The sequence below is a fragment of the Pseudomonas sp. NFACC13-1 genome, assembly GCF_900104425.1.
Classification (GTDB): Bacteria; Pseudomonadota; Gammaproteobacteria; order Pseudomonadales; family Pseudomonadaceae; genus Aquipseudomonas; species Aquipseudomonas fluorescens_AA.
Genome location: NZ_FMXV01000001.1, coordinates 214323 through 240598 on the forward strand (window position 1 = coordinate 214323; position 26276 = coordinate 240598).

General features: G+C 62.9%; 20 protein-coding genes. 5 read left to right on the forward strand and 15 right to left on the reverse strand.

Annotated features, from left to right (window positions below; translation table 11 throughout):
* Window positions 1-7: 7 nt before the first annotated feature.
* Window positions 8-3121 (reverse strand): multidrug efflux RND transporter permease subunit, encoded by a 3114-nt coding sequence (locus BLQ55_RS01035; protein WP_092251869.1) that lies wholly within the window; start codon window positions 3119-3121, stop codon window positions 8-10.
* Window positions 3118-4275, reverse strand: coding sequence for an efflux RND transporter periplasmic adaptor subunit (locus BLQ55_RS01040; protein ID WP_092251871.1), 1158 nt, complete (start codon window positions 4273-4275; stop codon window positions 3118-3120). Before BLQ55_RS01040 ends, BLQ55_RS01035 begins: the two co-directional genes overlap by 4 nt.
* 235 nt (window positions 4276-4510) lie before the next feature.
* Between BLQ55_RS01040 and BLQ55_RS01045 the strand changes: the two genes are divergently transcribed.
* Window positions 4511-4768 (forward strand): hypothetical protein, encoded by a 258-nt coding sequence (locus BLQ55_RS01045; RefSeq protein WP_092251873.1) that lies wholly within the window; start codon window positions 4511-4513, stop codon window positions 4766-4768.
* 27 nt (window positions 4769-4795) lie between these two features.
* On the opposite strand, the gene BLQ55_RS01050 is transcribed toward BLQ55_RS01045, so the two are convergent.
* Window positions 4796-5764, reverse strand: a complete 969-nt coding sequence (locus BLQ55_RS01050) for a LysR family transcriptional regulator (RefSeq protein WP_060740766.1) — start codon at window positions 5762-5764, stop codon at window positions 4796-4798.
* 320 nt (window positions 5765-6084) lie between these two features.
* On the opposite strand from BLQ55_RS01050, the gene BLQ55_RS01055 reads away from it, so the two are divergent.
* The 4 genes from BLQ55_RS01055 to BLQ55_RS01070 are packed head-to-tail and all read left to right on the forward strand — an operon-like array spanning window position 6085 to window position 10836.
* Window positions 6085-7560, forward strand: coding sequence for an efflux transporter outer membrane subunit (locus tag BLQ55_RS01055; protein WP_092251875.1), 1476 nt, complete (start codon window positions 6085-6087; stop codon window positions 7558-7560).
* A gap of 7 nt (window positions 7561-7567) precedes the next feature.
* Window positions 7568-9772 (forward strand): FUSC family protein, encoded by a 2205-nt coding sequence (locus BLQ55_RS01060; protein ID WP_092252126.1) that lies wholly within the window; start codon window positions 7568-7570, stop codon window positions 9770-9772.
* Window positions 9762-9962 carry a DUF1656 domain-containing protein gene (locus BLQ55_RS01065; protein ID WP_092251877.1) on the forward strand — a complete coding sequence of 67 codons (201 nt, stop codon included), beginning with the start codon at window positions 9762-9764 and terminating at the stop codon, window positions 9960-9962. Before BLQ55_RS01060 ends, BLQ55_RS01065 begins: the two co-directional genes overlap by 11 nt.
* 10 nt (window positions 9963-9972) lie before the next feature.
* On the forward strand, window positions 9973-10836 hold the full coding sequence (locus tag BLQ55_RS01070; RefSeq protein ID WP_092251878.1) for an efflux RND transporter periplasmic adaptor subunit: 864 nt from the start codon (window positions 9973-9975) through the stop codon (window positions 10834-10836).
* A gap of 260 nt (window positions 10837-11096) precedes the next feature.
* Here the strand turns inward: BLQ55_RS01070 and BLQ55_RS01075 are convergent, their stop codons facing one another.
* The 12 genes from BLQ55_RS01075 to BLQ55_RS01130 all read right to left on the reverse strand — a co-directional run bounded on the left by BLQ55_RS01075 (window position 11097) and on the right by BLQ55_RS01130 (window position 26261).
* Window positions 11097-11921: an SDR family oxidoreductase gene (locus BLQ55_RS01075; RefSeq protein WP_092251880.1), complete on the reverse strand. Its 825-nt coding sequence runs from the start codon at window positions 11919-11921 to the stop codon at window positions 11097-11099.
* A gap of 35 nt (window positions 11922-11956) precedes the next feature.
* The gene (locus BLQ55_RS01080) at window positions 11957-12421 is read right to left on the reverse strand and encodes a multidrug transporter (protein ID WP_092204125.1); all 465 of its coding nucleotides are present in this window, start codon (window positions 12419-12421) and stop codon (window positions 11957-11959) included.
* 161 nt (window positions 12422-12582) lie between these two features.
* Entirely contained in the window at window positions 12583-14034 is a 1452-nt protein-coding gene (locus tag BLQ55_RS01085) for a mannose-1-phosphate guanylyltransferase/mannose-6-phosphate isomerase (RefSeq protein ID WP_092204124.1), read from the reverse strand.
* Between the two features lie 232 nt (window positions 14035-14266).
* A complete protein-coding gene (locus tag BLQ55_RS01090) occupies window positions 14267-14932 on the reverse strand; it encodes an alginate O-acetyltransferase AlgF (RefSeq protein ID WP_092204123.1) in 666 nt (221 codons plus the stop codon).
* A 14-nt stretch (window positions 14933-14946) separates the two neighbouring features.
* Window positions 14947-16122, reverse strand: a complete 1176-nt coding sequence (locus BLQ55_RS01095; protein ID WP_092204122.1) for an alginate O-acetyltransferase — start codon at window positions 16120-16122, stop codon at window positions 14947-14949.
* An 11-nt stretch (window positions 16123-16133) separates the two neighbouring features.
* A complete protein-coding gene (locus BLQ55_RS01100; RefSeq protein ID WP_092204121.1) occupies window positions 16134-17699 on the reverse strand; it encodes an MBOAT family O-acyltransferase in 1566 nt (521 codons plus the stop codon).
* Between the two features lie 151 nt (window positions 17700-17850).
* Window positions 17851-18975 (reverse strand): mannuronate-specific alginate lyase, encoded by a 1125-nt coding sequence (locus tag BLQ55_RS01105; protein ID WP_092204162.1) that lies wholly within the window; start codon window positions 18973-18975, stop codon window positions 17851-17853.
* A 23-nt stretch (window positions 18976-18998) separates the two neighbouring features.
* Window positions 18999-20447 (reverse strand): alginate O-acetyltransferase, encoded by a 1449-nt coding sequence (locus BLQ55_RS01110; RefSeq protein WP_092204120.1) that lies wholly within the window; start codon window positions 20445-20447, stop codon window positions 18999-19001.
* Between the two features lie 11 nt (window positions 20448-20458).
* Entirely contained in the window at window positions 20459-22048 is a 1590-nt protein-coding gene (algG, locus tag BLQ55_RS01115) for a mannuronan 5-epimerase AlgG (RefSeq protein WP_092204119.1), read from the reverse strand.
* A 26-nt stretch (window positions 22049-22074) separates the two neighbouring features.
* Window positions 22075-23565 carry an alginate export family protein gene (locus BLQ55_RS01120; protein WP_092204161.1) on the reverse strand — a complete coding sequence of 497 codons (1491 nt, stop codon included), beginning with the start codon at window positions 23563-23565 and terminating at the stop codon, window positions 22075-22077.
* A 5-nt stretch (window positions 23566-23570) separates the two neighbouring features.
* On the reverse strand, window positions 23571-25082 hold the full coding sequence (algK, locus tag BLQ55_RS01125) for an alginate biosynthesis TPR repeat lipoprotein AlgK (RefSeq protein WP_092204118.1): 1512 nt from the start codon (window positions 25080-25082) through the stop codon (window positions 23571-23573).
* A 9-nt stretch (window positions 25083-25091) separates the two neighbouring features.
* Window positions 25092-26261: an alginate biosynthesis protein Alg44 gene (locus BLQ55_RS01130; protein WP_092204117.1), complete on the reverse strand. Its 1170-nt coding sequence runs from the start codon at window positions 26259-26261 to the stop codon at window positions 25092-25094.
* Window positions 26262-26276: the final 15 nt, after the last annotated feature.

Consider the following 26276-nt stretch of genomic DNA (forward strand, 5'->3'; position numbering starts at 1 on the left):
CCCCGCCTCAGTGGTCTGTGCTCGCCAGCGCCGTCGGCGCCGACCCTGGCTGTTGGGCGGGCCGATGGAACACTCGCTCGAGCCACAAGTATATGACCGGTGTCGTGAACAGCGTCAGCGCCTGGCTTACCAACAGGCCGCCCACCACGGCGATGCCCAGGGGCTGGCGCAGTTCCGCGCCGGGGCCATAGCCGAGCATCAGCGGCAGGGCTCCGAGCAGGGCCGCCAGGGTGGTCATCATGATCGGGCGGAAGCGTGTCAGGCACGCCTGGAAAATCGCCTCCTGGGGAGCCAGCCCTTTGTTGCGCTGGGCGTCGAGGGCGAAGTCGATCATCAGGATGCCGTTCTTCTTGACGATCCCGATCAGCAGCACCAGCCCGATCAGCGCCATGATCGAAAAGTCCTGGCCCAGCAGCCAGAGCATGATCAGCGCGCCGAGGCCGGCCGAGGGCAGGGTGGAGATGATCGTCAATGGGTGCACGAAACTTTCGTAGAGCACGCCGAGAATGATGTACACGGCCACCAGTGCGGCGAGGATCAGCCACGGCTGGCTCGCCAGCGAGCTTTGGAAAGCCTGGGCCGCGCCCTGGAAATTACCGGTGATGGCGGCCGGCATGCCGATTTCGTTCTTCGCCTGGTCGAGCAGGCGCACCGCGTCTCCCAGGGCCACGCCAGGCGCCAGGTTGAACGACAGGTTGGCGGCCGGGAACATGCCGTCGTGGGCAATCGACAACGGGCCGTTGCTCGGCGCATCGAAGCGGGCCAGGGCCGAGAGCGGCACCATTTCCCCACTCAGGGGCGAACGCAGGTAGAAATACGCCAGGCTTTCGGCCTTGCCCCGCTGCGCGGTATCGAGCTCCAGGATCACGTTGTACTGGTTGGTCTCGGTCTGGAATTCATTGATCTGCCGCTGGCCGAAGGCGTCGTACAGGGCCTGGTCGACATCGGTTGCGGTGAGGCCGAAGCGCGCCGCCGCGCTGCGGTCGATGTCGATGTGGGTGATGCTGCCGCCCAGTTGCAGGTCGTTGGAAATGTCACGGAACGCCGGGTTGCCGCGCAGCTTGTCGGTGAGTTTTTGCGTCCAGGCGTTGAGGCTCGGCCCGTCGTTGCTCTTGAGCACGTATTGATATTGGGCGCGGCTGGGACCGGAGCTGAGGTTGATGTCCTGCCCGGCCCTGAGGTACAGCACCACGCCGGGGATTTTCAGCAATTGCGGGCGGATCCGGTCGATGAAGCCGCTGGCCGACACGTCACGCTCGCCCCGGGGCTTGAGGGCGATCCAGAAACGGCCGTTGGCGATGGTCTGGTTATTGCCCGAGACGCCGACGGAGTGGGAGAAGGTCTGCACTGCCGGGTCGGCGGCGACGATGTCGGCCAGGGCCTTGTGCTTGGCCACCATGTCCGGGAACGACACATCGGCGGCGGCTTCGCTGGTGCCCAGCACCAGGCCGGTGTCCTGCACCGGGAAGAAGCCCTTGGGAATGAACACATAGCCCACCACCGCCAGTGCCAGGGTCAGGCCGAACACGCCGATCATCAACTTCTGATGGGCCAGGGCCTTGCGCAGGCCCCGCTCATACCCGCCCAGCAGGCGTTCGCCGAACCCCGCCTTGCCATGGGCGTGATGCACCGGGGCGCGCATGAACAACGCGGCCAGGGTCGGCGCCAACGTGAGGGACACCACCACCGAGATCAGGATGGTCGAGGTGGCGGTCAGGGCAAACTCCTTGAACAGGCGCCCGACCACGCCGCCCATGAACAGCAGCGGAATGAACGCGGCGATCAGCGAGAAACTGATGGAGACCACGGTGAAGCCGATTTCGCCGGCCCCCTTGATCGCCGCCTCGCGCATGCCGTCGCCGGCCTCCAGGTGCCGGTGGATGTTCTCCACCACCACAATCGCATCGTCCACCACGAACCCTACCGAGATGACGATCGCCACCAGGGTCAGGTTGTTCAGGCTGAAACCCATCACGTACATCAGGGCGAAACTGGCGGTCAGCGACACCCCCAGCACCGCCGAGACGATCAGGGTCGCCGAGAGCTGGCGCAGGAACAACGCCATCACCGCCACCACCAGCAGCACCGCGATCAGCAAGGTGATTTCCACTTCGTGCAGCGAGGCGCGGATGGTCTGGGTGCGGTCGATCAGCACCTTGACCTGCACCGCCGCAGGCAACATGGCCTGCAGGGTGGGCAGGGCCGCCTGGATGCGGTCGACGGTCTCGACGATATTGGCCCCCGGTTGCCGGAAAATCACCAGGTTGACCCCGGGCTCGTTGTCGGCCCAGGCCTGGACGTAGGCGTTTTCCGAGCCGTTGACCACCTTGGCAATGTCCTTGAGGTGAACCGGTGCCCCGTCCCGGTAGGACACGATCAGCTCTCCGTACTCCGCGGGCTTGAACAACTGGTCGTTGGTGGACAGGGTGGAAATGCTCGACTCACCGTACAAGGCGCCCTTGGCCAGGTTGAGGCTGGCCTGTTGGAGCGCCAGGCGGATGTCCGCCAGGGTCAGGCCGATGGCGGCGAGCCGGTCGGCCGAGGCCTGGACCCGGATCGCCGGACGCTGCTGGCCGGTGATGTAGATTTGTCCTACGCCATCGATCTGGCTGATCTGACGGGAGAGCAGGGTTTCGACGTAGTCGCTCAGTTCGGTGCCGGGCATCAGCGTGGAACTGATGCTGAGGATCAGCACCGGGCTGTCGGCGGGGTTGACCTTGCGCCAGGTCGGCAGGTTCGGCATGTCGTTGGGCAGTTTGCCGGCGGCAGTATTGATCGCCGCCTGCACTTCCTGGGCGGCGGTGTCGATGCTTTTATCGAGGCTGAATTGCAGGATCAGGTTGGTCGAGCCCAGGGCGCTGCTGGAGGTCATCTGGGTAATGCCGGGAATGGCACTGAATTGCACTTCCAGCGGCGTCGCCACCGACGACGCCATGGTTTCGGGGCTGGCCCCGGGCAACTGGGCGTTGACCTGGATGGTCGGGAATTCCGCCTCCGGCAACGGCGCGACGGGCAGGCGAGGAAACGCGATCACCCCCAGCAGCACCAGGGCGAACGTCAGCAGTACCGTGGCGATAGGGTGGTCGATGCACCACGCCGAAACCGAGCCGCGGCCCTTCATGGTTGCGGCTCCGCGGTCTTGGCCAGGGCGGGCGGATCACTGAGCACCTGGATGTGGCTGCCCGGCTTGAGCCGTGACTGGCCGTCGCTCACCAGTTGGTCGCCGGCGTTCACCCCCCTGATGATGTGCAGGTCGCTGTCCTGGTAAACCATCTCCACCGGCACGCTCTCGACCTTGTCGCCCTTTATGCGGTACACGAAGTGTTGCTCCAGGCCGCGCTGGACCACGGTGGGCGGTACCACCAGGGCATCCTTGTCGATGGCGGTCTGGATTTTCAGTGTCACCAGTTGCCCTGGCCACAGCCGTTGCGCGGCGTTGTTGAATTCAGCCTTGGCCCGCAGGGTTCCGGTGTTGGCGTTGATCTGGTTGTCGATGAGGCTCAGGCGTCCCTCGCCGAGCAGCTCCCCGGTGGCGCCATCGGCGCCGATATAGGCCTTGACCAAGGCTTGCTCGGGGGCGGCGATCAACCGTTGCAAGGTGGGCAGCATTTGCTGGGGCAGGGAGAACTCCACGGCGATGGGGTCGATCTGGGTCACCGTGAACAGGCCTTCGGCGTCGCTGGTGCGCAGGAAGTTACCTTCGTCCACGTTGCGAATGCCGACGCGACCGCTCACCGGGGAGCGGATCTGGGTGTAGGACAGTTGCACCTGTGCCGAGTCGATAGCCGCCTGGTTGCCCTGGGCGGTCGCCTTGAGCTGGTTGACCAGCGCCTGTTGCTGGTCGTAGGTCTGTTTCGAGACGCCGTCATCGACGCTCAGCAACTTGTAGCGCTTGAGATTGACCTGGGCCACCGCCAGTTGTGCCTGGCTTTCGCCGAGCTGGGCGCGGGCCTGGTCGAGGCTGGCGCGGATCGAGCGGTCGTCGATGGTCGCCAGCAGGTCACCCTTCTTGACCAACTGCCCCTCCTTGACCAGCAGCCGGGTGAGGATGCCGTCGATCTGCGGACGGATCACCACGCTGTGCAGCGACAGCACCGTGCCGATGCCGCTGGCAAAGCGCGGTACGTCCTTTTGCATCACGCTGACGACCCGTACCGGAACGGCGGCGGGAGCGCCGGGCCTGGCGGTCGCGGGCTTGAGCACAAACCAGAGGGCGAGGGCCGCCAGGGCGATCAACAGCACGACAATCAGGACAGTTTTCTTCTGGATGCGCATGGATATGAAGGGCCGGTTCAAGACACAGGAGTTGGAGCTTTCTTATATAGCGTTGCGAGCCGGTCAGGAAGGTGACGCCTAACTGACAGGCTTGTCAGTTTTGTCCCGGCTTGCTGTCGGATGAATGCATATGCCGGATGAAACTGCCAGCGCGCGGTGATATCGGGCAGGTATACTGCCGCCTTTCGCGGCTCGCCCTTCGGGCCCGACTTGCATGCATGACCCGGAGCCTTACATGACTTCCCCGACACCTTCGTCCGCGGACGAACTCCCCGGCGGCGAACAGGCCGATTTGCCCGTCAGCGATGTTTCCAGCAGCGAGGACATCAAGGCGGCGATCCCGGCTTTCAAATTCCCATTCAAACCCGGTGAACTGGCGGCGGCCAAGGGCGCCGGGCAACAGCCGTGGTACAAGAACGGCGCGAAGAATGGCCATACCAAGACCCCGGGCGCGGCGCCTCCCGGTACGCGGCGTTCCATGGGCAAGCGCTGAATTGCTCCTTCGAGCACGGGGACGACTTCAACTCGTGACCCGTGCGCCTGCCAGGCTGCCACTCAATTCGTAAGCCGTCAGCTCAGCCTGGTGCGCCGCGAGGATTTCCGGCAACGAGCCGCGCAGGTACTCGACCCAGGTCTTGATCTTCGCATCCAGGTATTGGCGCGACGGGTAGATGGCGTAGAGGTTCAGTTCCTGGGAGCGGTAGTTGGGCATGACCCGCACCAGCGTGCCGTTGCGCAAGCCTTCGATGGCCGCGTACACCGGCAATACCCCCACGCCCATGCCGCTGGTGATCGCGGTTTTCATCGCATCGGCGGAGTTCACCAGGAACGGTGAGCTGTTGATGGTGACCATCTCTTGGCCTTCCGGGCCGTCGAACACCCATTTTTCCAGCGGAATGACCGGGCTGACCAGGCGCAGGCAGGCGTGGTTGAGCAGGTCGCTGGGTTTTTGCGGGCAGCCGCTCGCTTTCACGTAGGCGGGCGAGGCGCAAACGATGCTGTAGGTGATCCCCAGGCGCTGGGAGACGAAGCCCGAATCCGGCAGTTCGCTGGCGAGCACGATGGAGACGTCGTAGCCCTCGTCGAGGATGTCCGGCACCCGATTGGCCAGGGTCAGGTCGAAGGTCACGTCCGGATGTGTCTTGCGGTAGCGGGCGATGGCGTCGATCACGAAATGCTGGCCGATGCCGGTCATGGTGTGGACCTTCAACTGCCCGGCCGGTCGCGCGTGGGCGTCGCTGGCTTCGGCTTCCGCTTCTTCGACGTAAGCCAGGATCTGTTCGCAACGCAGCAAGTAGCGTTTACCCGCCTCGGTCAGGGCGATGCGCCGTGTGGTGCGGTTGAGCAGGCGGGTTTGCAGATGGGCTTCCAGGTTGGAAACCGCACGCGAGACGTTGGCTGTGGTGGTATCCAGTTGCACGGCGGCGGCGGTGAAACTGCCGGCTTCGGCCACACAGCTGAACGCGCGCATGTTTTGCAAGGTGTCCATGGAGGGCTCTCTTGGGAGGTGGCAAATTGTGACATGAAGTTACAGAGGTGCGGGACCCGACTAATGGATTATCGCGTTAACGGTAACAAAGATTCGCAAAAAGGTCGGCTTATCGCCGTTCGGCGGGGTGCCTAGAATTGCCGGCAGTTCTGGGTCGCTGATTCCTGTGGGAGCGAGCCTGCTCGCGATGGCGTCTCGACAGACACATCGAGGGTGGATGTGAGGCCCCCATCGCGAGCAGGCTCGCTCCCACAGGTGTGTTACCAGACACGCATGCTCATGACCTCTTCATGCCTCTCCATTCCAGGAATTTTGCGCAAGTGCCGCGTTGCATCAGCAGAGAGCTGAAGACTCTCAGTGTTTGGGTTTTAACGTTAACCATCAGCGGTTGCATCTGCACGGGGGGTATCGCACCGCAAGGCGAGGCGCTGTCGGCCAATCAATTGGCCACCGATGCCGCGATCCGCGAGGCCGCCCGCGACGCCCACTGGCCCACCCGCCAGTGGTGGCAAGCCTATGGCGATCGGCAACTGGACCGCTGGATCGACCTGGCCGTGCAAGGCAGCCCGAGCCTGGCCATGGCCGCGGCGCGAGTACGTCAGGCCAAGGCCATGGCCGGCATTGCCGAGGCCGCCGAGTCGTTGCAGATCAATGGCGAATCGACCCTCAAGCGGCATAACTGGCCCACCGATCAATTCTACGGCCCGGGCGAGTTGGCCGACACCACGACCTGGGACAACAATGCCTCCCTGGGCTTGAGTTATGCCCTGGACCTGTGGGGCCGTGAGCGCAATGCCAGCGAACGAGCGGTTGACCTGGCCCATGTCAGCGTCGCCGAGGCACGGCAGGCGCAACTGGAATTGCAGAACAACATCGTGCGCGCCTACATCCAGTTTTCGTTGCACTACGCCCAGCGCGATATCGTCGCCGCGACCCTGCGCCAACAAGAGCAGATTCTCGACCTGGCGCAGAAGCGCCTGGACGGTGGCATCGGCACCCATTTCGAAGTCAGCCAGGCCCAGGCGCCGCTGCCCGAGACCCATCGCCAACTCGACGCCCTGGACGAGGCCATCGCCTTGAGCGGCAATCAATTGGCGGCCTTGGCGGGCCAGGGGCCGGGAGCGGGTGCGCAACTGCAACGTCCGACCTTGGCCCTCGGCGCGCCCTTGAAGCTGCCGTCGGCCTTGCCCGCCGAACTGCTTGGCCAGCGTCCGGATGTGGTGGCCGGGCGTTGGCAAGTGGCGGCCCAGGCCCGGGGCATCGATGTGGCCCGGGCCGGCTTCTATCCCAACGTCGACCTGGTGGGGAGCCTCGGCTACATGGCCACCGGTGGCGGGGCACTGGAGTTTTTGACCGGCAAGAAACTCACCTACAACGTCGGGCCGGCGATCACGTTGCCGATCTTCGACGGCGGGCGCCTGCGTTCGCAGTTGGGCGAGGCGGCCGCCGGGTATGACATCGCCGTGGCGCACTACAACCAGACACTGGTAAACGCGCTCAAGAGCATTTCCGATCAGTTGATCCGTCGCGAATCCATGGACAAGCAGCAGGCCTTCGCCGCCGAATCGGTGGCCGCGGCCCAGCGTACCTACGACATCGCCAAGGTGGCGTTCCAACGTGGCCTGACGGACTACCTCAATGTGCTCAACGCCCAAAGCCTGTTGTTCAAGCAGCAACAGGTGCAACAACGGGTGGAGGCGGCTCGCCTGACGGCCCATGCCGATCTGGTGACGGCGTTGGGCGGTGGGCTGGAGGCCGGCAGCGACAGCCCCGACCTGAACCACCATGCTGAGTAGGCCTGTCGTGATGTCCTTACTTGCCCCCGCACGCCGGCTGTATCGCCTCGAATGGCGCCGTGGTTTCTTCGACTGGGCCCGCAGCGACGGGGTGACCTGGGTCTATATCTTCAAGGTCCTGTTTGCCGCGTTCCTGACCTTGTGGCTGGCGATGCGCCTGGAATTGCCGCAACCGCGCACGGCCATGATCACCGTGTTCATCGTCATGCAGCCCCAGAGCGGGCAGGTGTTCGCCAAGAGCTTCTACCGTTTCCTCGGCACCCTGGCGGGTTCTGCGGTGATGGTGGCGCTGATCGCGCTGTTCGCCCAGAACACCGAACTGTTCCTTGGTTGCCTGGCGATCTGGGTCGGCATCTGTTCGGCAGGGGCGGCGCGGTATCGTAACTTCCGCGCCTATGGTTTCGTGCTGGCTGGCTACACCGCGGCGATGATCGGCTTGCCAGCTTTGGCCCACCCCGAAGGGGCGTTCATGGCGGCGGTCTGGCGGGTGCTGGAGATTTCCCTGGGAATTCTCTGCTCGACCCTGGTCAGTGCCGCGATCCTGCCGCAAACCGCCAGCGCTGCCATGCGCAACGCCTTGTACCAGCGCTTTGGTGTGTTCGCCCTGTTTGTCACCGACGGCTTGCGCGGACGCAGCAAGCGGGAGGCCTTCGAGGCCGGTAACGTGCGTTTCATCGCCGAAGCCGTCGGCCTGGAGAGCCTGCGCAGCGTGACGGTGTTCGAAGACCCGCACATGCGTCGGCGCAATGGTCGGCTCAGTCGCTTGAACAGCGAATTCATGGGGGTCACCACCCGTTTCAATGCCCTGCACCAATTGCTCGAACGCTTGCGCAGCGGGGCGGCGGATCATGTGGTGAACGCCATCAAGCCTGGTTTGCAAAACCTTGCCGAGCTGCTGGACGGCTTTAGCGCAAGGGCCTTGACCGACGCCGACGCAGCGCGGTTGGCGGCGGCGCTGGCGGACTACAAGACTGGCCTGCCGGCCCAGGTACGGTGCTTGCGGGCAGCGTTCCAGGACACCGCGCCAAGCGATGGCGAGCAGTTGGACTTTCATACCGCTTATGAGCTGCTTTATCGCTTTGTCGACGACTTGCACGGCTACGCCCAGACCCATGCCTCCCTGGCCGAACATCGCCACGAACGCGAGCGCTGGGACGAACCGTTCGTGCCGCAGACCAACTGGCTGGCCGCCACGGCATCGGGGGTTCGCGCCGCTTTCATTCTGCTGGTGCTGGGTAGCTACTGGGTCGCCACGGCCTGGCCGAGCGGCGCGACCATGACGATGATCGCCGCCGCCACCGTAGGCTTGTCGGCCGCGACGCCGAACCCCAAGCGCATGGCCTTCCAGATGGCCTGCGGTACGTTGTTCGGGGCGCTGGTCGGCTTCGTCGAGATGTTCTTCATCTTCCCGCTGATCGATGGTTTTCCGTTGCTCTGCGTGATGCTCGCCCCCGTCATCATGTTCGGGTCGTTCCTCAGTTCCAGGCCGCAATATGCCGGGGTCGGGCTGGGGCTGCTGATCTTTTTCTGCACCGGCTCGGTGCCGGACAACCTGACGCTCTACAACCCTTACGCCTTCATCAACGACTACATCGCGATGATCCTCGGCATGCTGGTGTGCGCCGCCGCCGGGGCGATCATCTTGCCGCCCAACAGCCGCTGGTTGTGGCGCCGGCTGGAGCAAGACCTGCGCGAGCAGGTGGTATATGCCATCAGTGGCCGGCTCAAGGGGCTGGCCTCGGGTTTCGAAAGCCGTACCCGCGACTTGCTGCATCAGGCCTACGGACTGGCGGCCGGGCAGCCGCGGGTGCAACGGGACTTGCTGCGCTGGATGTTCGTAGTGCTGGAAGTCGGTCACGCGATCATTGAGTTGCGCAAGGAGCAGGCCATCTTGCCGGTGCACCCGGCGTATGCCGAAAGCCAGCCATGGCGCCAGGCGATTCGGGTGATGGGGCGGGCGCTGGTGCGGCTGTTTCGCCAGCCGGGCCAGAGCAATCTGGAGCGTGCGTTGGTGGCGGTGGATCATGCCATCGGCCGCGTGCAGGCCACCGACGAACCCTTCGCCCCGCATTTCGACACCTCGGCCCTGCGCCGGGTGAAGAGCTACCTGCATTTCATCCGCACTTCGCTGCTGGACCCGCAATCGCCATTGGCCGGCTATGCCATGGCGCATGCCACATCGCTTCCCCAGGAACCTGAACATGCCCCGTGAGATCGCCTTCCATGGCGTGTACATGCCCACCATGACCCTGATGTTTTTCATCGCCGCCGGCCTGGTCTGGGCCTTGGACCGCTTCCTGTCGGGGTTGGACCTGTACCGTTTCTTCTGGCACCCGGCGTTGTTGCGCCTGAGTCTGTTCACCTGTCTGTTCGGCGCGCTGGCGCTGACGGTCTACCGTTGAGATCGATGCGATGAAAAAGTTTTTCAGCCTGCTGGCGACGCTGTTGGTACTGGCCCTGGCGTTGTGGATCGGCCGTACGCTGTGGGTCCATTACATGAACACGCCCTGGACCCGTGACGGCCGGGTGCGGGCCGACATCATCAATGTGGCCGCCGATGTCAGCGGCGAGGTGGTCGAGGTGCCGGTGCGCGACAACCAGTTGGTGAAAAAGGGCGACTTGTTGATGCGCATCGACCCCGAGCATTACCGCATCGCCGTGAAGCAGGCGCGTTCCCTGGTGGCATCGCGCAAGGCCACCTGGGAGATGCGCAAGGTCAACGCCCATCGCCGTGCCGATCTGGACAGCCTGGTGATCTCCCGGGAAAACCGCGACGACGCCAGCAACATCGCCGACTCGGCCCTGGCCGACTACCAGCAGGCCCAGGCCCAATTGGAAGCCGCGGAGCTGAACCTGTCGCGCACCGAAGTTCGCGCGGCGGTGGATGGCTACGTCACCAACCTCAACGTGCACCGCGGTGACTATGCGCGCATCGGCGAGGCGAAAATGGCCGTGGTGGACATGCATTCTTTCTGGGTCTACGGCTTCTTCGAAGAGACCAAATTGCCCAAGGTGCGGGTCGGCGATTCGGCGCAGTTGCAGTTGATGAGCGGTGAGACGCTCAAGGGCCATGTGGAAAGTATTTCCCGAGGCATCTACGACCGCGACAACCCCGAAAGCCGCGAACTGATCGCCGATGTGAACCCCACGTTCAACTGGGTTCGCCTGGCCCAGCGAGTGCCGGTGCGCATCCATCTGGACGAAGTGCCGGACGGCGTGCTGCTGGCGGCGGGAATGACCTGCACGGTGGTGGTCGAACCTCATGCCAAGGGCTGAGGCATTGCATCATCTGTGGGTGATGGCGAGATTTATGTGCACCACAAATCCCCTGTGGGAGCGAGCTTGCTCGCGATAGCGGTGGTTCCGCCGTATCGAGGGTGACAGACACTCCGCCATCGCGAGCAAGCTCGCTCCCACATTTTTTTCCGGGGTGATGGCGAGATTTACTGTACACCACAAGTCTCCTGTGGAAGCGAGCTTGCTCCCACAGGGATTGGCGTTCAGCCTGGCCACGACAGCAAAAAAACCAGCGTGGATTACAGCGATTTTCCCAACCCGAACCGCTTCATCAACCCCTTCTCCAGCAACCCTTTGGGCAATAAACCCGCCATCAACGGCAGCGCCCGGCTGCCGTTGCCCAGACGCAGCAAGCGGGGTGGCTTGGGTTGTTGAACCGCCTTGAGCAGCGCCGCGGCGAATTCGTGGGTGGGGGTCGGGTTGTCCTGGGAAGCCTTGGCCCGGGCGCGGATGCCATCGCGCAGGGGCCACCAGGGCGATTGTTCGCTGATCAATTGTTCGGCCTCATGACCGGCATTCTTGGCGAAGCTGGAGGCAATCGCGCCGGGCTGGACCTCCATCACGCGGATGCCGAACGGTGCCAGTTCCATGCGCAAGGCATCGCTCAAGGCATGCACCGCCGCCTTCGAAGCGCAATAGGCGCCAGCGAACGGCGTGACCAGCACCCCGGAAACACTGCCGATGTTCACCACCAGCCCCCTGGCCCGGCGTAGCACCGGGAACAGCGCCCGAGTGACCCCGACGATGGCGAACACGTTGGTTTCGAACTGACGCTGCATGGCCGGCACGCCGCCGTCCAGCAGCGGGCCCATGGCGCCGTAGCCGGCATTGTTGACCAGCACATCCAGGCCGCCACATTGCTGGTTGATCCGCTCGCCCAGCTGTTCCAGGGCTTGGCCATCGTTGACGTCCAGTGGCACGGCGGTGAACCCGGCCGCGGCGAGTGTCGCCACGTCTTCAGCCTTGCGCGCCGTGGCCCAGACCTGATAACCCGCGGCCTTGAAGGCGTCGGCGAGGGCGTGGCCAATGCCGCTGGAACATCCGGTAATCAACGCAACAGGCATGGCGCGGTCCTTGTGCAAAAGTTGGGGGAGGGCAATCAGTTGGAAAAGCTACCGTGCAATCGTTCGGCGCGAAACTCCAGGGTCTGCGGGCGATAACCCGGGCGCAGGGGCGGCAGCGGCAGGCAGTCTTGCCAGTCGGCGCCGGCTTGCAATTCGCCGGGGCCACGGTAGCGCGGAGCGTCGTAGGGACTGTCGGCCAGGTTGATGGTGTCCCCGGGCGCATAGGCCGCAACCCGCCAGCGCAGCTCGATCAGCGGCACGTCGTTGTTGTTTTTCAGGGTCAGCGACAGCGGCCGGTCGGCGGGGCATTGTTCGGGGGCGTAGCGGATGCGCAGTTCCAGGCGCTCCAATTGGCGGGTCTCGCGGTTCTCCTGCCAGAGCACCCACGCGGCGACCAGTCCCAGCCCGATGAAGGCCGCCAGGGAGACCGGCAAGGCCTTGGCCGGGTAGCGCAACAGCAGGATGAGCCAAGTGATGACCAGCAAGACGCCGATAAGCATGGTGGAAGCCTCCGTTACCGTAGGCACATCCTACCGAAGGGCGCGGGCAATGTTGAAGCAATGATATCAGGCCATCACCCGACTCAAAAAAAAGCCCCCACCCAACCCACTGCGGATAGGGGACGCAGTGGGCTGGACGGGGGCTTCTCTTTTGCCAAGGGTTACTGCGCGATGGTTTTCACCGAGACGCCGCGCTCAACCGGGGTGGAACGACCGTAGATGTCTTCGAAACGCTCGATGTCGTCTTCGCCCAGGTAGCTGCCGGACTGCACTTCGATGATTTCCAGCGGGATCTTGCCCGGGTTGCGCAGGCGGTGGACCGACGCGATCGGGATGTAGGTCGACTGGTTTTCGCAGAGCAGGAACACGTTCTCGTCGCAGGTCACTTCGGCGGTGCCGCTGACCACGATCCAGTGTTCGGCGCGGTGGTGGTGCATCTGCAGCGACAGGCACGCGCCCGGCTTGACCGAGATGTGCTTGACCTGGAAACGACCGCCCATGTCCACCGAGTCATAGGAACCCCACGGACGATAGACCTCGCAGTGGTTCTGGGTCTCGGTGCGGCCCTGTGCGTTGAGGGTGTTGACCATCTGCTTGACGCCTTGGACCTTGTCCTTGTGGGCGATCATCATGGCGTCCTTGGTTTCGACCACCACGATGTTTTCCAGGCCGATCACCGACACCAGCTTGCCGTTGCCGTGGATCATGCAGTTGCGGCTGTCCTGGACTACCACGTCGCCCTTGGTGACGTTGCCGTTGGCGTCTTTTTCGTTGACTTCCCACAGCGAAGCCCAGCAGCCGACGTCGCTCCAGCCGGCCGACAGCGGTACCACGCAGGCGCGCTGGGTTTTTTCCATCACGGCGTAGTCGATGGAGTTGTCCGGGCAGCAGGCGAAGGTGGCTTCGTCGAAGGTGATGGTGTCGGCTGTCTGTTCACTGCGCTCCAGGGTCAGCAGGCAGGTGTCGTAGATGTCCGGGTCGTGCTTTTTCAGCTCTTCGAGGAAACGGCTGGCGCGGAACAGGAACATGCCGCTGTTCCAGAAGTAACCACCGGCATCGACGAACTCGGTGGCACGCTTGACGTCGGGTTTTTCGACGAAGTGCGAGACGCGGCTCACGCCCTCAGGCAGCAGCGCGTCGTTGGTCGACTTGATGTAGCCGTAGCCGGTTTCCGGCTTGGTGGCCGGCACGCCGAACAGCACCATCTCGCCACGTTCGGCGGCCACGGTGGCCAGGGCCAGGGCGCGTTGCAGGGCTTTTTGGTCTTCGATCACGTGGTCGGCCGGCAGCACCAGCATCAGCTCGTCGCGGCCTTCGTTGACCAGCATCATGGCCGTCAGGGCCACGGCCGGTGCGGTGTTGCGCCCGAACGGTTCCATCAGGATGCGCTGGGCTTCGAGTTTGCGGTTGGCCAACTGCTCGTTGACGATGAACCGGTGGTCTTTGTTGCAGACCACGATCGGCGTGTCCATGCCTTCGAACACCAGGCGCTCGAGGGTCTGCTGGAACAGGGTGTGTTCGCCGGTCAGGGCCAGGAACTGTTTAGGGAATTGCTTACGCGAAAGCGGCCAAAGACGTGAGCCGCTACCACCTGACAAGATCACCGGAATCATGTTTGTTACTCCTACAAATCGAAATGGTTATAGAGCTACTGCGTTCTGTCGTTTCACTCTCTTGTTGTTGTTCCGTACCCGAATGACTGGCCTCTGCTGTAGGAGCTGACGAGTGCAGCGAGGCTGCGATCTTTGCGCTAACACTTGAATCCCAAGCGAAAGATCAAGATCAAAAGATCGCAGCCTGCGGCAGCTCCTACACAAATAGGCGTTCAGCCTTCAGGTGAATTCATCAGCGGGTCGACACCGGGCGTTTCACCCAAACTGGCGACAGGCTGCTGCCCGAACCGGTGACGTACAGCACCGCGGCTTCGCCGCGTTCCAGGGCCACAGGCTTGAGGTCGCCGACTTTCTTGTCGCCTTCGAACAGCGCCAGGGAGACTTTCACCGGGTTGATTTCACGTTCGCCACGGCCTTTGGCCGCCACGTTCGGGACCACTTCGGTCTTGCCATCGGCGGTCTTGAGGGTCAGCGCCTTGTCGCTGAGGTTCTGCACGCGGACCAGGGACTTCTGCTTGTTCTTGAACGGCGGCTCTTCGATCAGCTGAGGCTGGCCGCTGGCGTTGTTGACCAGGGTGTAATAGTGGTCGGGGGCCAGTTTTACCGGGACGGTCTGGCTGCCAACCTTGGCGCTGTAGTCGCCACCGGGCATGAAGCTGAAATCACTGCTGGCCAGGGGCGCCACGTCGTTGAGGTTGGTGCTGCCGACAGTGGCGCTGACTTCGGTGTTGCTGGCGTTGTAGATGCGTACGAAGCTCGAACCTTTTGGTGCGACCGGGCCGTACAGGGCCGAGTCACCGGCAAAGGCGGACAACGAGAGGGCGCTCATGCTGGCGACGAGGGCTACGGCCTTGAAGGAGCGAGCAGCGAGACGGCGAGGAGTAGTGTTGAAAGTCATGGTGGACCTCTCTTTCAGTTTTGCGCCCGTTCGGGCGTCTCGGATGGGGTGTTGGCGGCTACGTTCTGTTGGCGAGCGCCGGCTTGCTTGAGCTCTGCGACCCACTGCGGGTCGGCGTCGCCGATTTCGTTGTTTACAGGCAGATAACGTTCAGGGAACTCCCAGATCAGCACCTGCGGCGGGCTGTTCTTGAAGGCATCGCTCTTGAGGTAGCTGAGCATTGGCAGAATCGGGCCGTGGCCGTCTTCGGCGTAGTTCACGACGTCGCTGTGCAGGGCTTGCTTGAGTGCACCGACGAAGTTCCAGTTGGGGTTGGCGCTGTAGCTGGTGCCGATCAGGGCCACGGGCACCTGGGCATCGGCGAACAGTGCGTCGTCGCCGGCCGGCTGGTCGTCGACTTCGCGGGTGTTGCGCTTGACCAGCGGCTCCTGGGCTGGCATCAGGTTTTCGAACAGCGGGTCCAGCGGCAGGAACTGGCGCAGGTCGCCCTTGTGGGTGATTTTTTCTGCCGGCTCGGTGACGAAGCGCTGCGGCTCGCCGTTGAGCGGCGCGCGTTCGGCGATGGCCTTGGCCAGGTTCTCGGCAGCGACCTGGGCGCCTTCCGGCGTCCAGTGGGTGTCGGTGCGCAGGAACACTTGCTGGCCGCTTTGCTTGGCCTGTTGCAGCGGGCCGAGCAGGTCAGGCGCGAGGATATTGTCGGCCGCGACGCGAGCATGGAAATCCTGGTAGAGGTTGGTGTGAATGCTCGATGGCTTCACTTCGCCCAGGTGCTCGGGGTACAGCCGCGCCTTGGCCGGCACGATCGCCATGACCAGGGTGATGCCTTGTTCCTTGAGCTTCTGGCGCACGCCTTCGACCAGCGCGTAGTTGCCTTGCAGGTTCAGCTCTTCGTTGACGATCGGGTTGAACTCTTCGTCGCTGTACAGCCACTGGTCGCGGCCCAGGACCACGCCTTTGCGGCCTTCGTTGAACAGCTTGTAGTCCAGTGCGGCCCAGATGTTGGTGCCCAGGCGCTTGATCGGGAACTGGTCGTCATAGTGCGTTTCCACGGCCTTGGCCCAGCGACCGTTGAGCACGGTCGCGTCGGGGTTGGTGCTGAAGCCGAAGAAACTGCGCATCGACCACAGGCCCAGTGCTGTCAGGATCAGCAGGAACAGTGCGATGTAAAAGATGCGTAATGAGCGGGTCATGTTCAGATCCCTCAGAACTGGAAGTAAAGGAACGGCGAGAAGCTTTGCGCCGAGAGTTTGAGAATCGAAGCGATGAACAGCAGCAGCACGAGGGCGCGCATCACGTAGCGCGACCAGTCCACGGTCCAGTAGGCCGGTTGCACCTGGGCTTCGACACCCACGGTGTAGCCGGGTTCATGGATCGACGCCGGGTTGTCGCCCGGTACCGCCTTGATCAGCCCCGGTTGCGCAGTGGCCGGGCCGTTGGCCTCGGTGTTGACTTCAGGCTTGGTCTTGACCGGCGGACGGTTGGTGTAGAAGTCCCGCAGGCCGAAGAAGGCGAGGGTGACGTAGGCCACCACCAGCGTGGCGATCTGCAGGCCGGTGAGGTTGGCGCGGGTCAGTTCCGACAGCGACCAGTCGCCGAAGCTGAACATGGCGCCGTACATGCGACCGGCCACGTGCAGGTTCTCGGCCCGGAAGATCACCCAGCCCATCACCACCAGCAGGAAGGTCAGCGCCCAGCGGATCGGATTGATGCTGCGTGGCGTGGTGTTGATGCCCACCGCTTTCTCGATGGCCAGCCACATGCCGTGCCAGGCACCCCAGATCACGTAGGTGATGTTCGCGCCGTGCCACAGACCACCAAGGAGCATGGTCAGGAACAGGTTGCGATAGGTCATCAGCGTGCCTTTGCGGTTACCGCCCAGGGTGATGTAGAGGTAATCGCGCAGCCAGGTCGACAGGCTGATGTGCCAGCGGCGCCAGAACTCGGTGATCGACTGGCTGATGTAGGGTTGTTTGAAGTTTTCCATGAAACGGAAACCCATCATCAGGCCCAGGCCGATGGCCATGTCGCTGTAGCCGGAGAAGTCGAAGTACAGCTGCGCGGTGTAGGCCAGGGCGCCGAGCCAGGCATCGCCCGTGGTCGGGTTCTGTAAGGCGAAGCAATGGTCGGCCACCACCGCCAGGGTGTCGGCGATGAACACTTTCTTGATGAAGCCCTGCATGAAGCGGGTGCAGCCTTCGGAGAACTTGTCCAGCGTGTGGGTGCGGTTGTTGAACTGGTCGGCCAGGTCGCGGAAACGCAACACGGGGCCGGCGATCAGGTGCGGGAAAATCGCCACGAACGCTGCGAAGTCGATCAGGTTGCGGGTTGCCGGCGTGTCACCGCGATAGACGTCGATGATGTAGCTGATGGACTCGAAGATGTAGAACGAGATCCCGATCGGCAACAACACGTGGGTCAGGATGAACGGGTTGAGACCGAAGCCGGTGATGATGGCGTTGAGGCTGTCCACGCCGAAGTTGGCGTACTTGAAATAGCCCAGGATGGCCAAGTCCACGCCCACGCCGAGCAACAGCCAGCGCTGGGCCGGTTTGGTGCGCACACCGGCGGCGCCGACTTTCAGGCCGATCCAGTAGTTCCACAGGGTCACGCCAGCGAACAGGGCGAGGAAGTCCACCCGCCACCAGGCATAGAACACGTAGCTGGCGATCAGCAGCAGCAGGTTGCGATAGCGTTGCCCGCTCAAGTAGTACAAGCCGAGAAAGATCGGCAGGAACAGGAACAGGAACACGTTGGATGAAAATACCATCCCGATCTCTCCATGTTGAATCAACAGTCAAGGGCCAGAGCCCCCCCAAACCCCCCCATGAAAACCGGGGGGTTGATTACATTCGAAACAAACCACATTCCCTGTGGGAGCCTGCTCCCACAGGATTCCCCGCCAGGCGGGGAGGGTGGGCTCAGCTTCCTTTCTCACCCTTATCCCGCGAAGGGTCGTACACCTTGGTCAAGTCCCCGCCGAGGCGGAAGGTCTTGAACGGTTGCATTTCATGCTTGCGCTCCAGCACATCCTCGGAGCAGGTGTAGAGGCTGCAGAACGGTTCGAGCCAGGCGAATTTCGAATCGACCTTCAGGTCTTTCATGTCCTGCTCTTCGCCGTTCTTCTCTTCGAAGATGTCCGGGTCTTTCACCCCCGCCAGCACCCGGTCACCCAGTCGCTTGAGGGCGCCGTTGTTTTCCTGGCGCAGGTCCACACCGTTGACCTGGGCGAAGCTGGCGATCATCGCCAACGGCGGCAGGGCATAGTTGTGGTAGGACAGGGCCCGTTGCTTGCGCTTGAGTTCGTTGGGCAGGAAACCGTCGGCATCGACCTGGTTGACGCCGACCTTGTATTCCTTGACAGCCCAGTCGAACAGGTCACGGCGGTTGGTTGCCACGGAGGTGGCCATCACCGACCAGGCGGCCCAGTAGGAATGGTTGTTGGTCTTGTCCAACGGCAGGTTGTCCCAGTCGCTGACGACCTGATCGGCCATCCGGCTGAACCAGCCTTCGATCAGTTGCGCCTGCTCCTGGTGGTTGGCCAGTGGACGCGATTCGGAGAACTTCAGGCGCACATAGGCCGACGCCATGCTGCCCAGCGCCCATTTGCGCATGGACTTGCCGGTGTGGTTGAAGTCCTTGGACATCAGCGCATCGGCCTGGGCCCAGGCGGTCAGCCAGTTCAGCGTGCATTCCAGCTGCTCGGGGCGGCCGTCACGCATGAACTGCATGACTTGCTTGCTGACGCCACGCTCGATCTTGGTGATGTCGGCGGTGCTGTCGCGGAAGGCTTTTTCCGACTGCACGTTCAACGTCGCGCGGGCCTTGTCGGAGCCCTCGTATTTGCTGCGAAATTGCAGGGAGCCGGTGTAGGGCGTCGGCGTGGCGTCGCAACCCTGGGCGGCATCGCCGACCTTGACCTTCTCGATCGGTGCGAAGTAGCCCTGTGGCGGGCGCAGCGGGGCCGCGGCCTGCGTGGCCCCGGCGAACATCGCCAGGGTCAGCAGGGACGGTGCCAGCAGTGTTTTCAACGTTCGGGTGCGCATGGTTCTGGTCATGAGACGAGACCTCATTGTCCGATTTGAGCCGTTTGTTCGGCTTGCGGAGATGCGTTGCGTTTGCAGATTTTCGCCTCGACTTGCTGTGGCGCTGCGCCGGCTTCGGGACCCTGGACTTCGACAGCCAGCAGGTTCTGCGAAGCCCAGTCCGCGTCGGTGCGCAATTGGAAGGCGAAACGTCCGTCGGTGTCGGAGGTATCCGGTTTTTCGATCTTGATATCCTCGTGGCGCCCATTCATGTACCAGAGGGTGGCTTGCAAGGTTTTCACCGAGGTATCGGCGAAGCGGATGTCGACCTGGTGGCTGCTGTTACGCAGATCCATGTTCTTGCTATTGACCATCAATTCGTTCTTGCCTGGCTTGAGCGCGGTCTTGCTGCTCATGAGTGCCGGCTTGCCTTCGCAACCGTTGTTGTCCAGCAGCGCCATCATCTGGCGGTAAATGGTTTCCTGGTCCAGGCGATACAGCGGCGAGAATTCCCAGATCAGGATTTTCGGCGGGCTTTTCTGGAATTCTTCGCTGCCCAGGTACTGGATCATCGCGCCTTCGAAACCACCACCGGGGAAGGCCACGTTGAGGATGTCGGCGCCGATGGCTTCTTCCAGGAAGCCGGCAAAGTTGTAGTTCTTGCCGCTGTGACTGGTGCCCACGAGGGTGATCTGCGGGTTGCCGGAGTCGCCGAACAGGTCGCCGTCGCCGGCCTCGCCCTTGGGCTCGGTGGTGAACTGGTCCATGTACTGGATCGCATAGCTGGTGCCACACAGTTGCCCCGCCATGTTGTGCAGGGTGCCGGTCTTGCCCATGCGGCCGGATTTCTTGGTCTCGAACTCACGCTTGGGAATGTCGGCGAAGGCCGGGATCTGCTTGATCTTCTCGGCGACGATCTTGGCCGTGCGCTGGGCGCCATACGGCGTCCAGTGCTGGTCGCCACGGAAATAGAAATCGTGGGCCGGCAGCGTCTCGGGCAGGTTTTCGTTGGTCAGCGGCGATAGGTCCGGCACCACATAACCCATCTGGGCGAAGCGGCCGAGCATGGATTTGTAGTTGGTCAGGGCTTTCTCGTAGTCGAAGGCGGCCTTTTCCTGTGGGTTGAGCTTGTTGCGGTTCACCAGGCCCCGGGTCGGCTGGTAGACGATCACCAGCTCGATGCCTTTTTTCTTGAACGCATCGTGCAACTGCTGCATGCGCTGGTAGCCGGCCGGCGTGGTGTTGAATTCGGTGCGCAGGTCTTCCTGGGTACGGAACAGCCAGTCGCCCTGGGCCTGCACCAGCGTGGTGAAGTTCTGCTGGTAGCGCGTGGTGTAGTTCTTCGGATCGTGAGCTGCGGGGCACAGGTTGCAGCACGGTTCGGCCGTAAAGGTCGGGGCCTTGATGTCGTCGGCGCGCGCGCCGCTTGCAGCGGCCAGGATGCCGGCAGTCAGGGCGGAGAGGCCCAGGAGTTTGATCATCTGTGGGTTCATAAAGGTCATCCTCAGTCCCGCAATTCGGTCTGGCGTTCGACAGGGTCGATCAGCACGGCTTTCTGCTGGCGCACCAACAGGTCGAGAATTTCATCCTGGCGTTCGCCCAGAACTCCCGTGAAAGTGATGCCGCTGGATTTGGTCGGCGCGAGCATGGACACGCGGTACAGCTCGACGCTCAGCGGCGAGTCGATGGTCAGCGGGCCGCTGCCGTTGCCAGCCAGTTCGCCACCCACCACGATCAGCGAGACCTCGGCGTCGAACGGGTCGAGCTTGATGTCCCGGTCGGTGTTGGACAGGTCCTTGATGTGGCCGTAGATACCGGTCAGGCCGTTGGCCATGGCGACGTTTTCGTAGAGGCGGATGTTCACGCTGTTACGAATACGGATGCCGTGGCGGCGGTTGCTGATCACCTTGTTGTCCCACAGCAGGTTGTCAGCACTCTCATAGAGCGTGATGCCGTCGGTGTGGTTCTTGTAGATCTCGTTGTAGGCGATGATGTTGTTCACACTGTTACGGTCGATCACCAGGCCCGAGAGTTTGTTGTCGTAGCTGCGGTTGTTGAAAATGAAGCTGTCGTTGACCTCACGGGAAATAATGATCCCGTGCTTCTTCTTGGTCCCGTAGACGGTGTTGTCGGCAATGATCAGCCGATGGGAACGGTCGTGGGGGTCGATGCCGTAGACGATGTTGTCTTTGTAGGTGTTGCCCTTGACCACGAAGTCGCGGGTCTCATAGCAGTAGAAGCCGTACCACATGTCCGAGAACTCGGAACCGATGATCCAGCCAGTCGGTTCCGGGCGCTTGAGGACCTTGGCCATGTTCGGCGTGTACTGGGAAATACTCACCCCGTACGACTTACTGTTGGCGTAGCCGAAACTGGCCATCTTGGTGTTGACGATGTAGGTCTCGGTGCCACCCCAGGCCAGCAGGAATGGACGGAACTCCTTGGGCGAGCGGAACGTGGCAGGGCCGTTGTCCTTTTCGCGCCAGCCGGTGACCTTGGTGTCGCGGATGAACATCTGGCCATCGTTGACCAGGAATGAGCCGCCCTCTTGGGACAGGCGCAGTTCCTGGGTCTGTTTGTCGATCTCCAGGATGCCTTTCTGGCCGACCACGATCGGAATCCTCGCCAGGTAGACACCCGGCGAGGTTTCGATGATGTACTTGGGCTGTTTCTTGGCCAGGTCCTTGAGGTTCATGTAGCCATCGTCGAGGAAGATGGCCTGTGGGATACCGTGCTGGCGCACGACCCACTCGGCCATCTTGTTGTCGCCGCCAATGAAGTCCTTCAAGGCGTTTTCCTGCATCATCCGGCGCACGCTGACCTTGCCGGGCTTGGTGCGCACGATCTTGGCCGCGGCCGCTTCGGCGGTGAAGCCTTTGAGGTCGGGCAGGGTCGGCTTGGCCAATTCCAGCGGTGCGGTCGGCGCGCTGCTGACCGTGTAGGTCTTGGCCCGTTGCAGTTCCTTGACCACGTTGCCCGGCTTGACCGCCGGTTCAACGTTGGCGAACGCCGGCGAGCCAGCCAGCAGCATGGCTGCGACCAACAGGCTGATCGAACCTTTCATCGCCTGGCTGTTCCTGAGGTAGCGGTTCATATCGGGCACTCCCATGGCCATTCGCATCAGAAGCGCCAGATCACGTCGACAAAGGCGCGATGCATGTACGAATCGACCTCTTTGCCGTAGGCGTCGCCTGGCTTGAACACACCGCCACGAAAGCGCACCAGCGCCGACGGCTCATCGATGGACTGGCTCAGCGCGGCCGGCAGCAGGCCTTGCTTGAAGTACTTGGTGACCACCAGGTCGACTTCCTGGCCCAGGTCCTTGTCACCGTCACGCAGCGGCAGGGTCGAGGTGGACAGGATCGCGCCGGTCACGTCGTCGGTGTTGTTTTCCACGGCGTTGATGCCGTTGCTGCCCACGGGCTTGTTGCCGTCCACGCGCCAGAACTTGTGGTACACCAGGCTGGCATCGTATTCGTCACGCAACTGCCAGGAACCGAACAGGCTGGCGCTCTGGGTGTTGGCCATTTCGCCCCGGAACGCTTCGCCGAAACGGTGGACCCGCGAGCGGGTGCCGGTGAAGTTCGAGCGGTTGCTTTGCAGGCCGTTCTGTTGGTACTCGTCGCTGGCGCGGGCATAGGCCGCACCGACTTGCCATTGCGGGTCGAGACGCAAGCGGATACCCAGGTCAGTGGCCCAGCCGTCCACATCATCGCTGTGCTTGGCTTCTGTCGGGCGCGTGCCGTCGGCGTTGAGCGGGTTGACGGTGTCGCGCTCGCCGCTCATGCCGGTGATGCTGGCCCAGTAGTTGACGGTGTTGGTGTTGCGCCAGTTGTAGGCATCGCTGTTGGCTTCCAGGCCCAGCCAGGAGATGTCGCCGTTCTGGGTCTTGTCCAGGGTGTCGGTGGGCTCGCCCGGGGTCGGGTAGTCGAGGCTGCCGTTGTCGTGGGAATGGTGGGCACGGATGCTGGCCCACTGGCCTGGCATCCACTGGTAGCCCACGTCGCCATAGACGTGCAGGCGGTCCTTGTCCTTGGGGGACAGTTCCTTGAGGTCGGTGCGGTATTCGCTGAAGCGTTCGGCCACGCCGAGGTTGGCCCGCAGCAAGGTGGTGTCGAAGGTCCAGTTCAGGGCTTCGATGTTGGTGTCGCGCCATTGGCCGTCGTCGTTGCGCAGGCGTTGGCGACCGAACTTCAACTGCTCGCCCGGGTAGGGGGTCAGGCCGCGGTAGCCGATCCAGAACTCGCGCATGGCCAGGTAGCTTTTCTTGGCTTCGCGATCGCCGCTGTCGGTTTGCTGGGTGCTGCCATCGGACTGTTGCAGGGTGTCGGTCTCGATGATGTCGGAGGACGTCACGGCCTGGGCCATGGCATAGGCGCTCCAGGCACCGCTTTCGCTTTCACCGTAGACCCAGGGACGCAGGTCCAGGCCGACACCGTTGACGTCGCCACCGCTCTGGGTGCCGAGGTCACGGTCGTCTTCGGACTGGCCGGTGATCTTCACTTCCAGGCCGAAATTCTTGCTTTCGGTCAGTGCCGCCAGGGTCGGGCAGGACCACAGCAGAGCAAACGACAGGCCAATACCAGCCTGCACAAAAGGATTGAGCTTCAAAAGCTTCATAGAGGTTCCTCGCCGTCATCTTCTTTTAGGGCTTGCAGTTCCAGCGTATCGGGGCTCATTGCGCCGCGAATGGCCTGCTCTTGTTGTAGCAGGCGTTGCGCTTGTGCAAGTTGTTCCGGCGGTAATTGTGCTTCGAGGGTCTGGGCAAGCTCGATGGCTTGCGGGGTGTTCTGCGCCTTGGCCAACTGGCTGAACACATAAGCGTTGACCGGGTTGGGCTTGGTGCCCCTGCCCTGGGAGAACAGCTGGGCAATGGCGAAGTCGGCGCTGTTCTGGCCGTTGCGGGCGGCCTTGAGCAGGTGGTCCAGGGCTTTTTGCGAGTACACCTGGCCCAGGTAACCGCGGCGATAGATCTGGCCGAGGTAGTAATCGGCGGCCACTTCGCGGCCCACGGCTTTCTGGAAATGCGCCTCGGCGGCCTTGGCATCGGCCGGGACCCACTTGCCTTCGTAGTACAGCTTGCCCAGCAACAGCTCGGCGCGAGGCTGGTCGGCGGCGCGGCCGTTTTCCAGGTATTGCATCATCTTGTCGACGTCACCCAGTTCCGGGAAGTCGTAGAGCAGTTGCGCCAGGCTGACCCAGGCTGCGGGGTAGCCAGGGGCGATGCCTTCGAGCAACGACTGGGCGGTCTTTTCGTCGGTCTTGCCCAGGCTGGCATCGGCCAGGACACGGGCGACGCTGTCCACGCGCTGGGCGGATACGACGCCACGGGCGTGACCGTCCTGCATCTGCTTGAGCAATGCGGCCTGCTGTTCCGGCTGGCCGCGTTTCTGATAGACCGTGGCCAGTTCGACGTAGCAGATGTCCGTGGTCGCCAGCGCGGCCTTGCAGACCTTCTCGATTTCATCCAGGTGCTGGTCGTAGGTGCCCTGGGTGCGGTAGAGCAGAATCTGCGCCAGGCCCGCTTCCGGGTAGCCGGCGCTGCGCCATTGGCTGATCTGCTGCTGGGCGTTGACGTTCGGGAAGCTGTGGGGATATTGCAGGTACAGCATCGCCAGCGGGATCAGGGTGTTACCTTCGCCGTTGGCGAAGGCTTTCTTCAACAGGCCTTCGGCTTCGTGTTTTTCCGCTTCGGTGGAACCGGGCTTGGCCACCAGCAGGCGACCCAGGCGAGCCTGGGCCCGTGGCGAGATATCGGCCGCGGCGCGGTAAGTCGCCTCGGCTTTTTTCATCTGCTCGGGGTCGCGGCTGTCCACCTGGATGTCGGCCAGGCCCACCTGGGCCTCGCTGTAGCCCAGGTCGGCCAGTTGCTGGTAGTTCTGCTGCGCCAGCGCCGTGTCGCCGCGCTTGAGCGCTTCGTTGGCCAGGCGCTGGTCGGGCAGGCCGGCACAGCCACTGAGACTGACTGCCAGCGCCAGAGCACACAACGCATATCCTGTGTGGGAGCGAGCCTGCTCGCGATGCAGGCCGCTCGGTGTACCAGACAGACCGCGTCGATCCCATCGCGAGCAAGCTCGCTCCCACAGGGAATGCGGTGCATTGTTGTTTTGTGGAGTGGTCACGGGCATATCCTCGACTTAAATACCGACAGCCATGGCTTTGTCGATCAGCCAGTTCAGGTTCGGGCCACGGTCGCTGGTGACTTCTACCGGACGGCCGGCCAGCGCGCTGTCCAGCGGTTCGTCAGGCTTGATCAGCACGCGGATATCGGAGGACAGGTCTTCGCTTTTCAGGCTGGTGCTGCTGACGATCTTGCCGGTACGGAGGGTGTCTTCGCCGGCGACCTGGAAGTTGACCGGGGTGCCTGGGCGCACGTCGTTGAACTGGCGATAGGAGAAGCGCGCTTCGACGTTGGCTTCGGTGCCTCGTGGGACCAGTTGGAAGATCACGTCGCCCTTGCTGGCGTACTGGCCGTTGGCGACCATTTGCTGGGCCACGATGCAATCGCACGGGGAGGTCAGGGTGCCGGTCATTTGCTTGCCAAACAGCTCCTCGACCTTGGCCGGCTGCAACTGGTTGTCGTCCAGGTGACCCTTGAGCACGTCGAGCATGCTGGTGCTGAAGGTCGCCAGCGGGGCGCCTTTGGCGGCCACACCGTCGGTCTTGACCAGGCTCTGCACGGTGCCGTCGCGCGGCATGGTGATGGCCATGCCCGGTACGTTCACCAGGCCGGCTTGGGCGTGGCTGACGAAGTACATGCCGTACACCGACTTGAAGATGAAACCGAACGCCGCCAGGCCAACGACGAAGACCCCCAGGCTGAAGGTCACGGCGCGCAGGCGACCCAAGGCACTCATGCCGCCGTTTTCGTCTTTCTGCTTGCGGGCCTTGGTGAAGTTGTCGCGTTGCAGGGTCGCCAGCACGTCACCGACACCGACGATGTCGCCGGCCAGGTGCGAGGTGATGATGTGACGCAGTGTCGAGATGTCCCGCGGCTCCAGGTTCTGGAACTGGCAACCGGTGCGGCCGGTCTGGCGGTCGTAGGAACGGATCTGCAACTCCACGTCCATGGCCAGGCCAAGGTTGTCGATCACGAACTGCAGGCGAGCCTTGTAGGTCTCGCCAACCTTGAGCGGCAGTTGGCCGGCGTTGAAGCACAGCCCACCGGCGGACAGGTCCAGGACCTTGACTTCCATGGGCGTACGGTCGGGGCCGAAGAAGCGCAGCTTGGCCGGGATTTTGACCCGGGCATGTTGGCGCTGGGCTTCGGATTCATGCACTACGTTGACATTCACGGCGGTGTTCATAGGGGCGATTTCCTA

Bases quoted from the DNA above. Each gene is read 5' to 3' on its own strand.
- BLQ55_RS01090 (WP_092204123.1), bottom strand. From the start codon at position 14,932: ATGACTTTCAACACTACTCCTCGCCGTCTCGCTGCTCGCTCCTTCAAG.
- BLQ55_RS01110 (WP_092204120.1), bottom strand. From the start codon at position 20,447: ATGAACCCACAGATGATCAAACTCCTGGGCCTCTCCGCCCTGACTGCC.
- BLQ55_RS01075 (WP_092251880.1), bottom strand. From the start codon at position 11,921: ATGCCTGTTGCGTTGATTACCGGATGTTCCAGCGGCATTGGCCACGCC.
- BLQ55_RS01085 (WP_092204124.1), bottom strand. From the start codon at position 14,034: ATGATTCCGGTGATCTTGTCAGGTGGTAGCGGCTCACGTCTTTGGCCG.
- algG (WP_092204119.1), bottom strand. From the start codon at position 22,048: ATGAACCGCTACCTCAGGAACAGCCAGGCGATGAAAGGTTCGATCAGC.
- BLQ55_RS01050 (WP_060740766.1), bottom strand. From the start codon at position 5,764: ATGGACACCTTGCAAAACATGCGCGCGTTCAGCTGTGTGGCCGAAGCC.
- BLQ55_RS01095 (WP_092204122.1), bottom strand. From the start codon at position 16,122: ATGACCCGCTCATTACGCATCTTTTACATCGCACTGTTCCTGCTGATC.
- BLQ55_RS01035 (WP_092251869.1), bottom strand. From the start codon at position 3,121: ATGAAGGGCCGCGGCTCGGTTTCGGCGTGGTGCATCGACCACCCTATC.
- BLQ55_RS01080 (WP_092204125.1), bottom strand. From the start codon at position 12,421: ATGCTTATCGGCGTCTTGCTGGTCATCACTTGGCTCATCCTGCTGTTG.
- BLQ55_RS01100 (WP_092204121.1), bottom strand. From the start codon at position 17,699: ATGGTATTTTCATCCAACGTGTTCCTGTTCCTGTTCCTGCCGATCTTT.
- BLQ55_RS01045 (WP_092251873.1), top strand. From the start codon at position 4,511: ATGACTTCCCCGACACCTTCGTCCGCGGACGAACTCCCCGGCGGCGAA.
- BLQ55_RS01040 (WP_092251871.1), bottom strand. From the start codon at position 4,275: ATGCGCATCCAGAAGAAAACTGTCCTGATTGTCGTGCTGTTGATCGCC.
- algK (WP_092204118.1), bottom strand. From the start codon at position 25,082: ATGCCCGTGACCACTCCACAAAACAACAATGCACCGCATTCCCTGTGG.
- BLQ55_RS01070 (WP_092251878.1), top strand. From the start codon at position 9,973: ATGAAAAAGTTTTTCAGCCTGCTGGCGACGCTGTTGGTACTGGCCCTG.
- BLQ55_RS01130 (WP_092204117.1), bottom strand. From the start codon at position 26,261: ATGAACACCGCCGTGAATGTCAACGTAGTGCATGAATCCGAAGCCCAG.
- BLQ55_RS01065 (WP_092251877.1), top strand. From the start codon at position 9,762: ATGCCCCGTGAGATCGCCTTCCATGGCGTGTACATGCCCACCATGACC.
- BLQ55_RS01105 (WP_092204162.1), bottom strand. From the start codon at position 18,975: ATGCGCACCCGAACGTTGAAAACACTGCTGGCACCGTCCCTGCTGACC.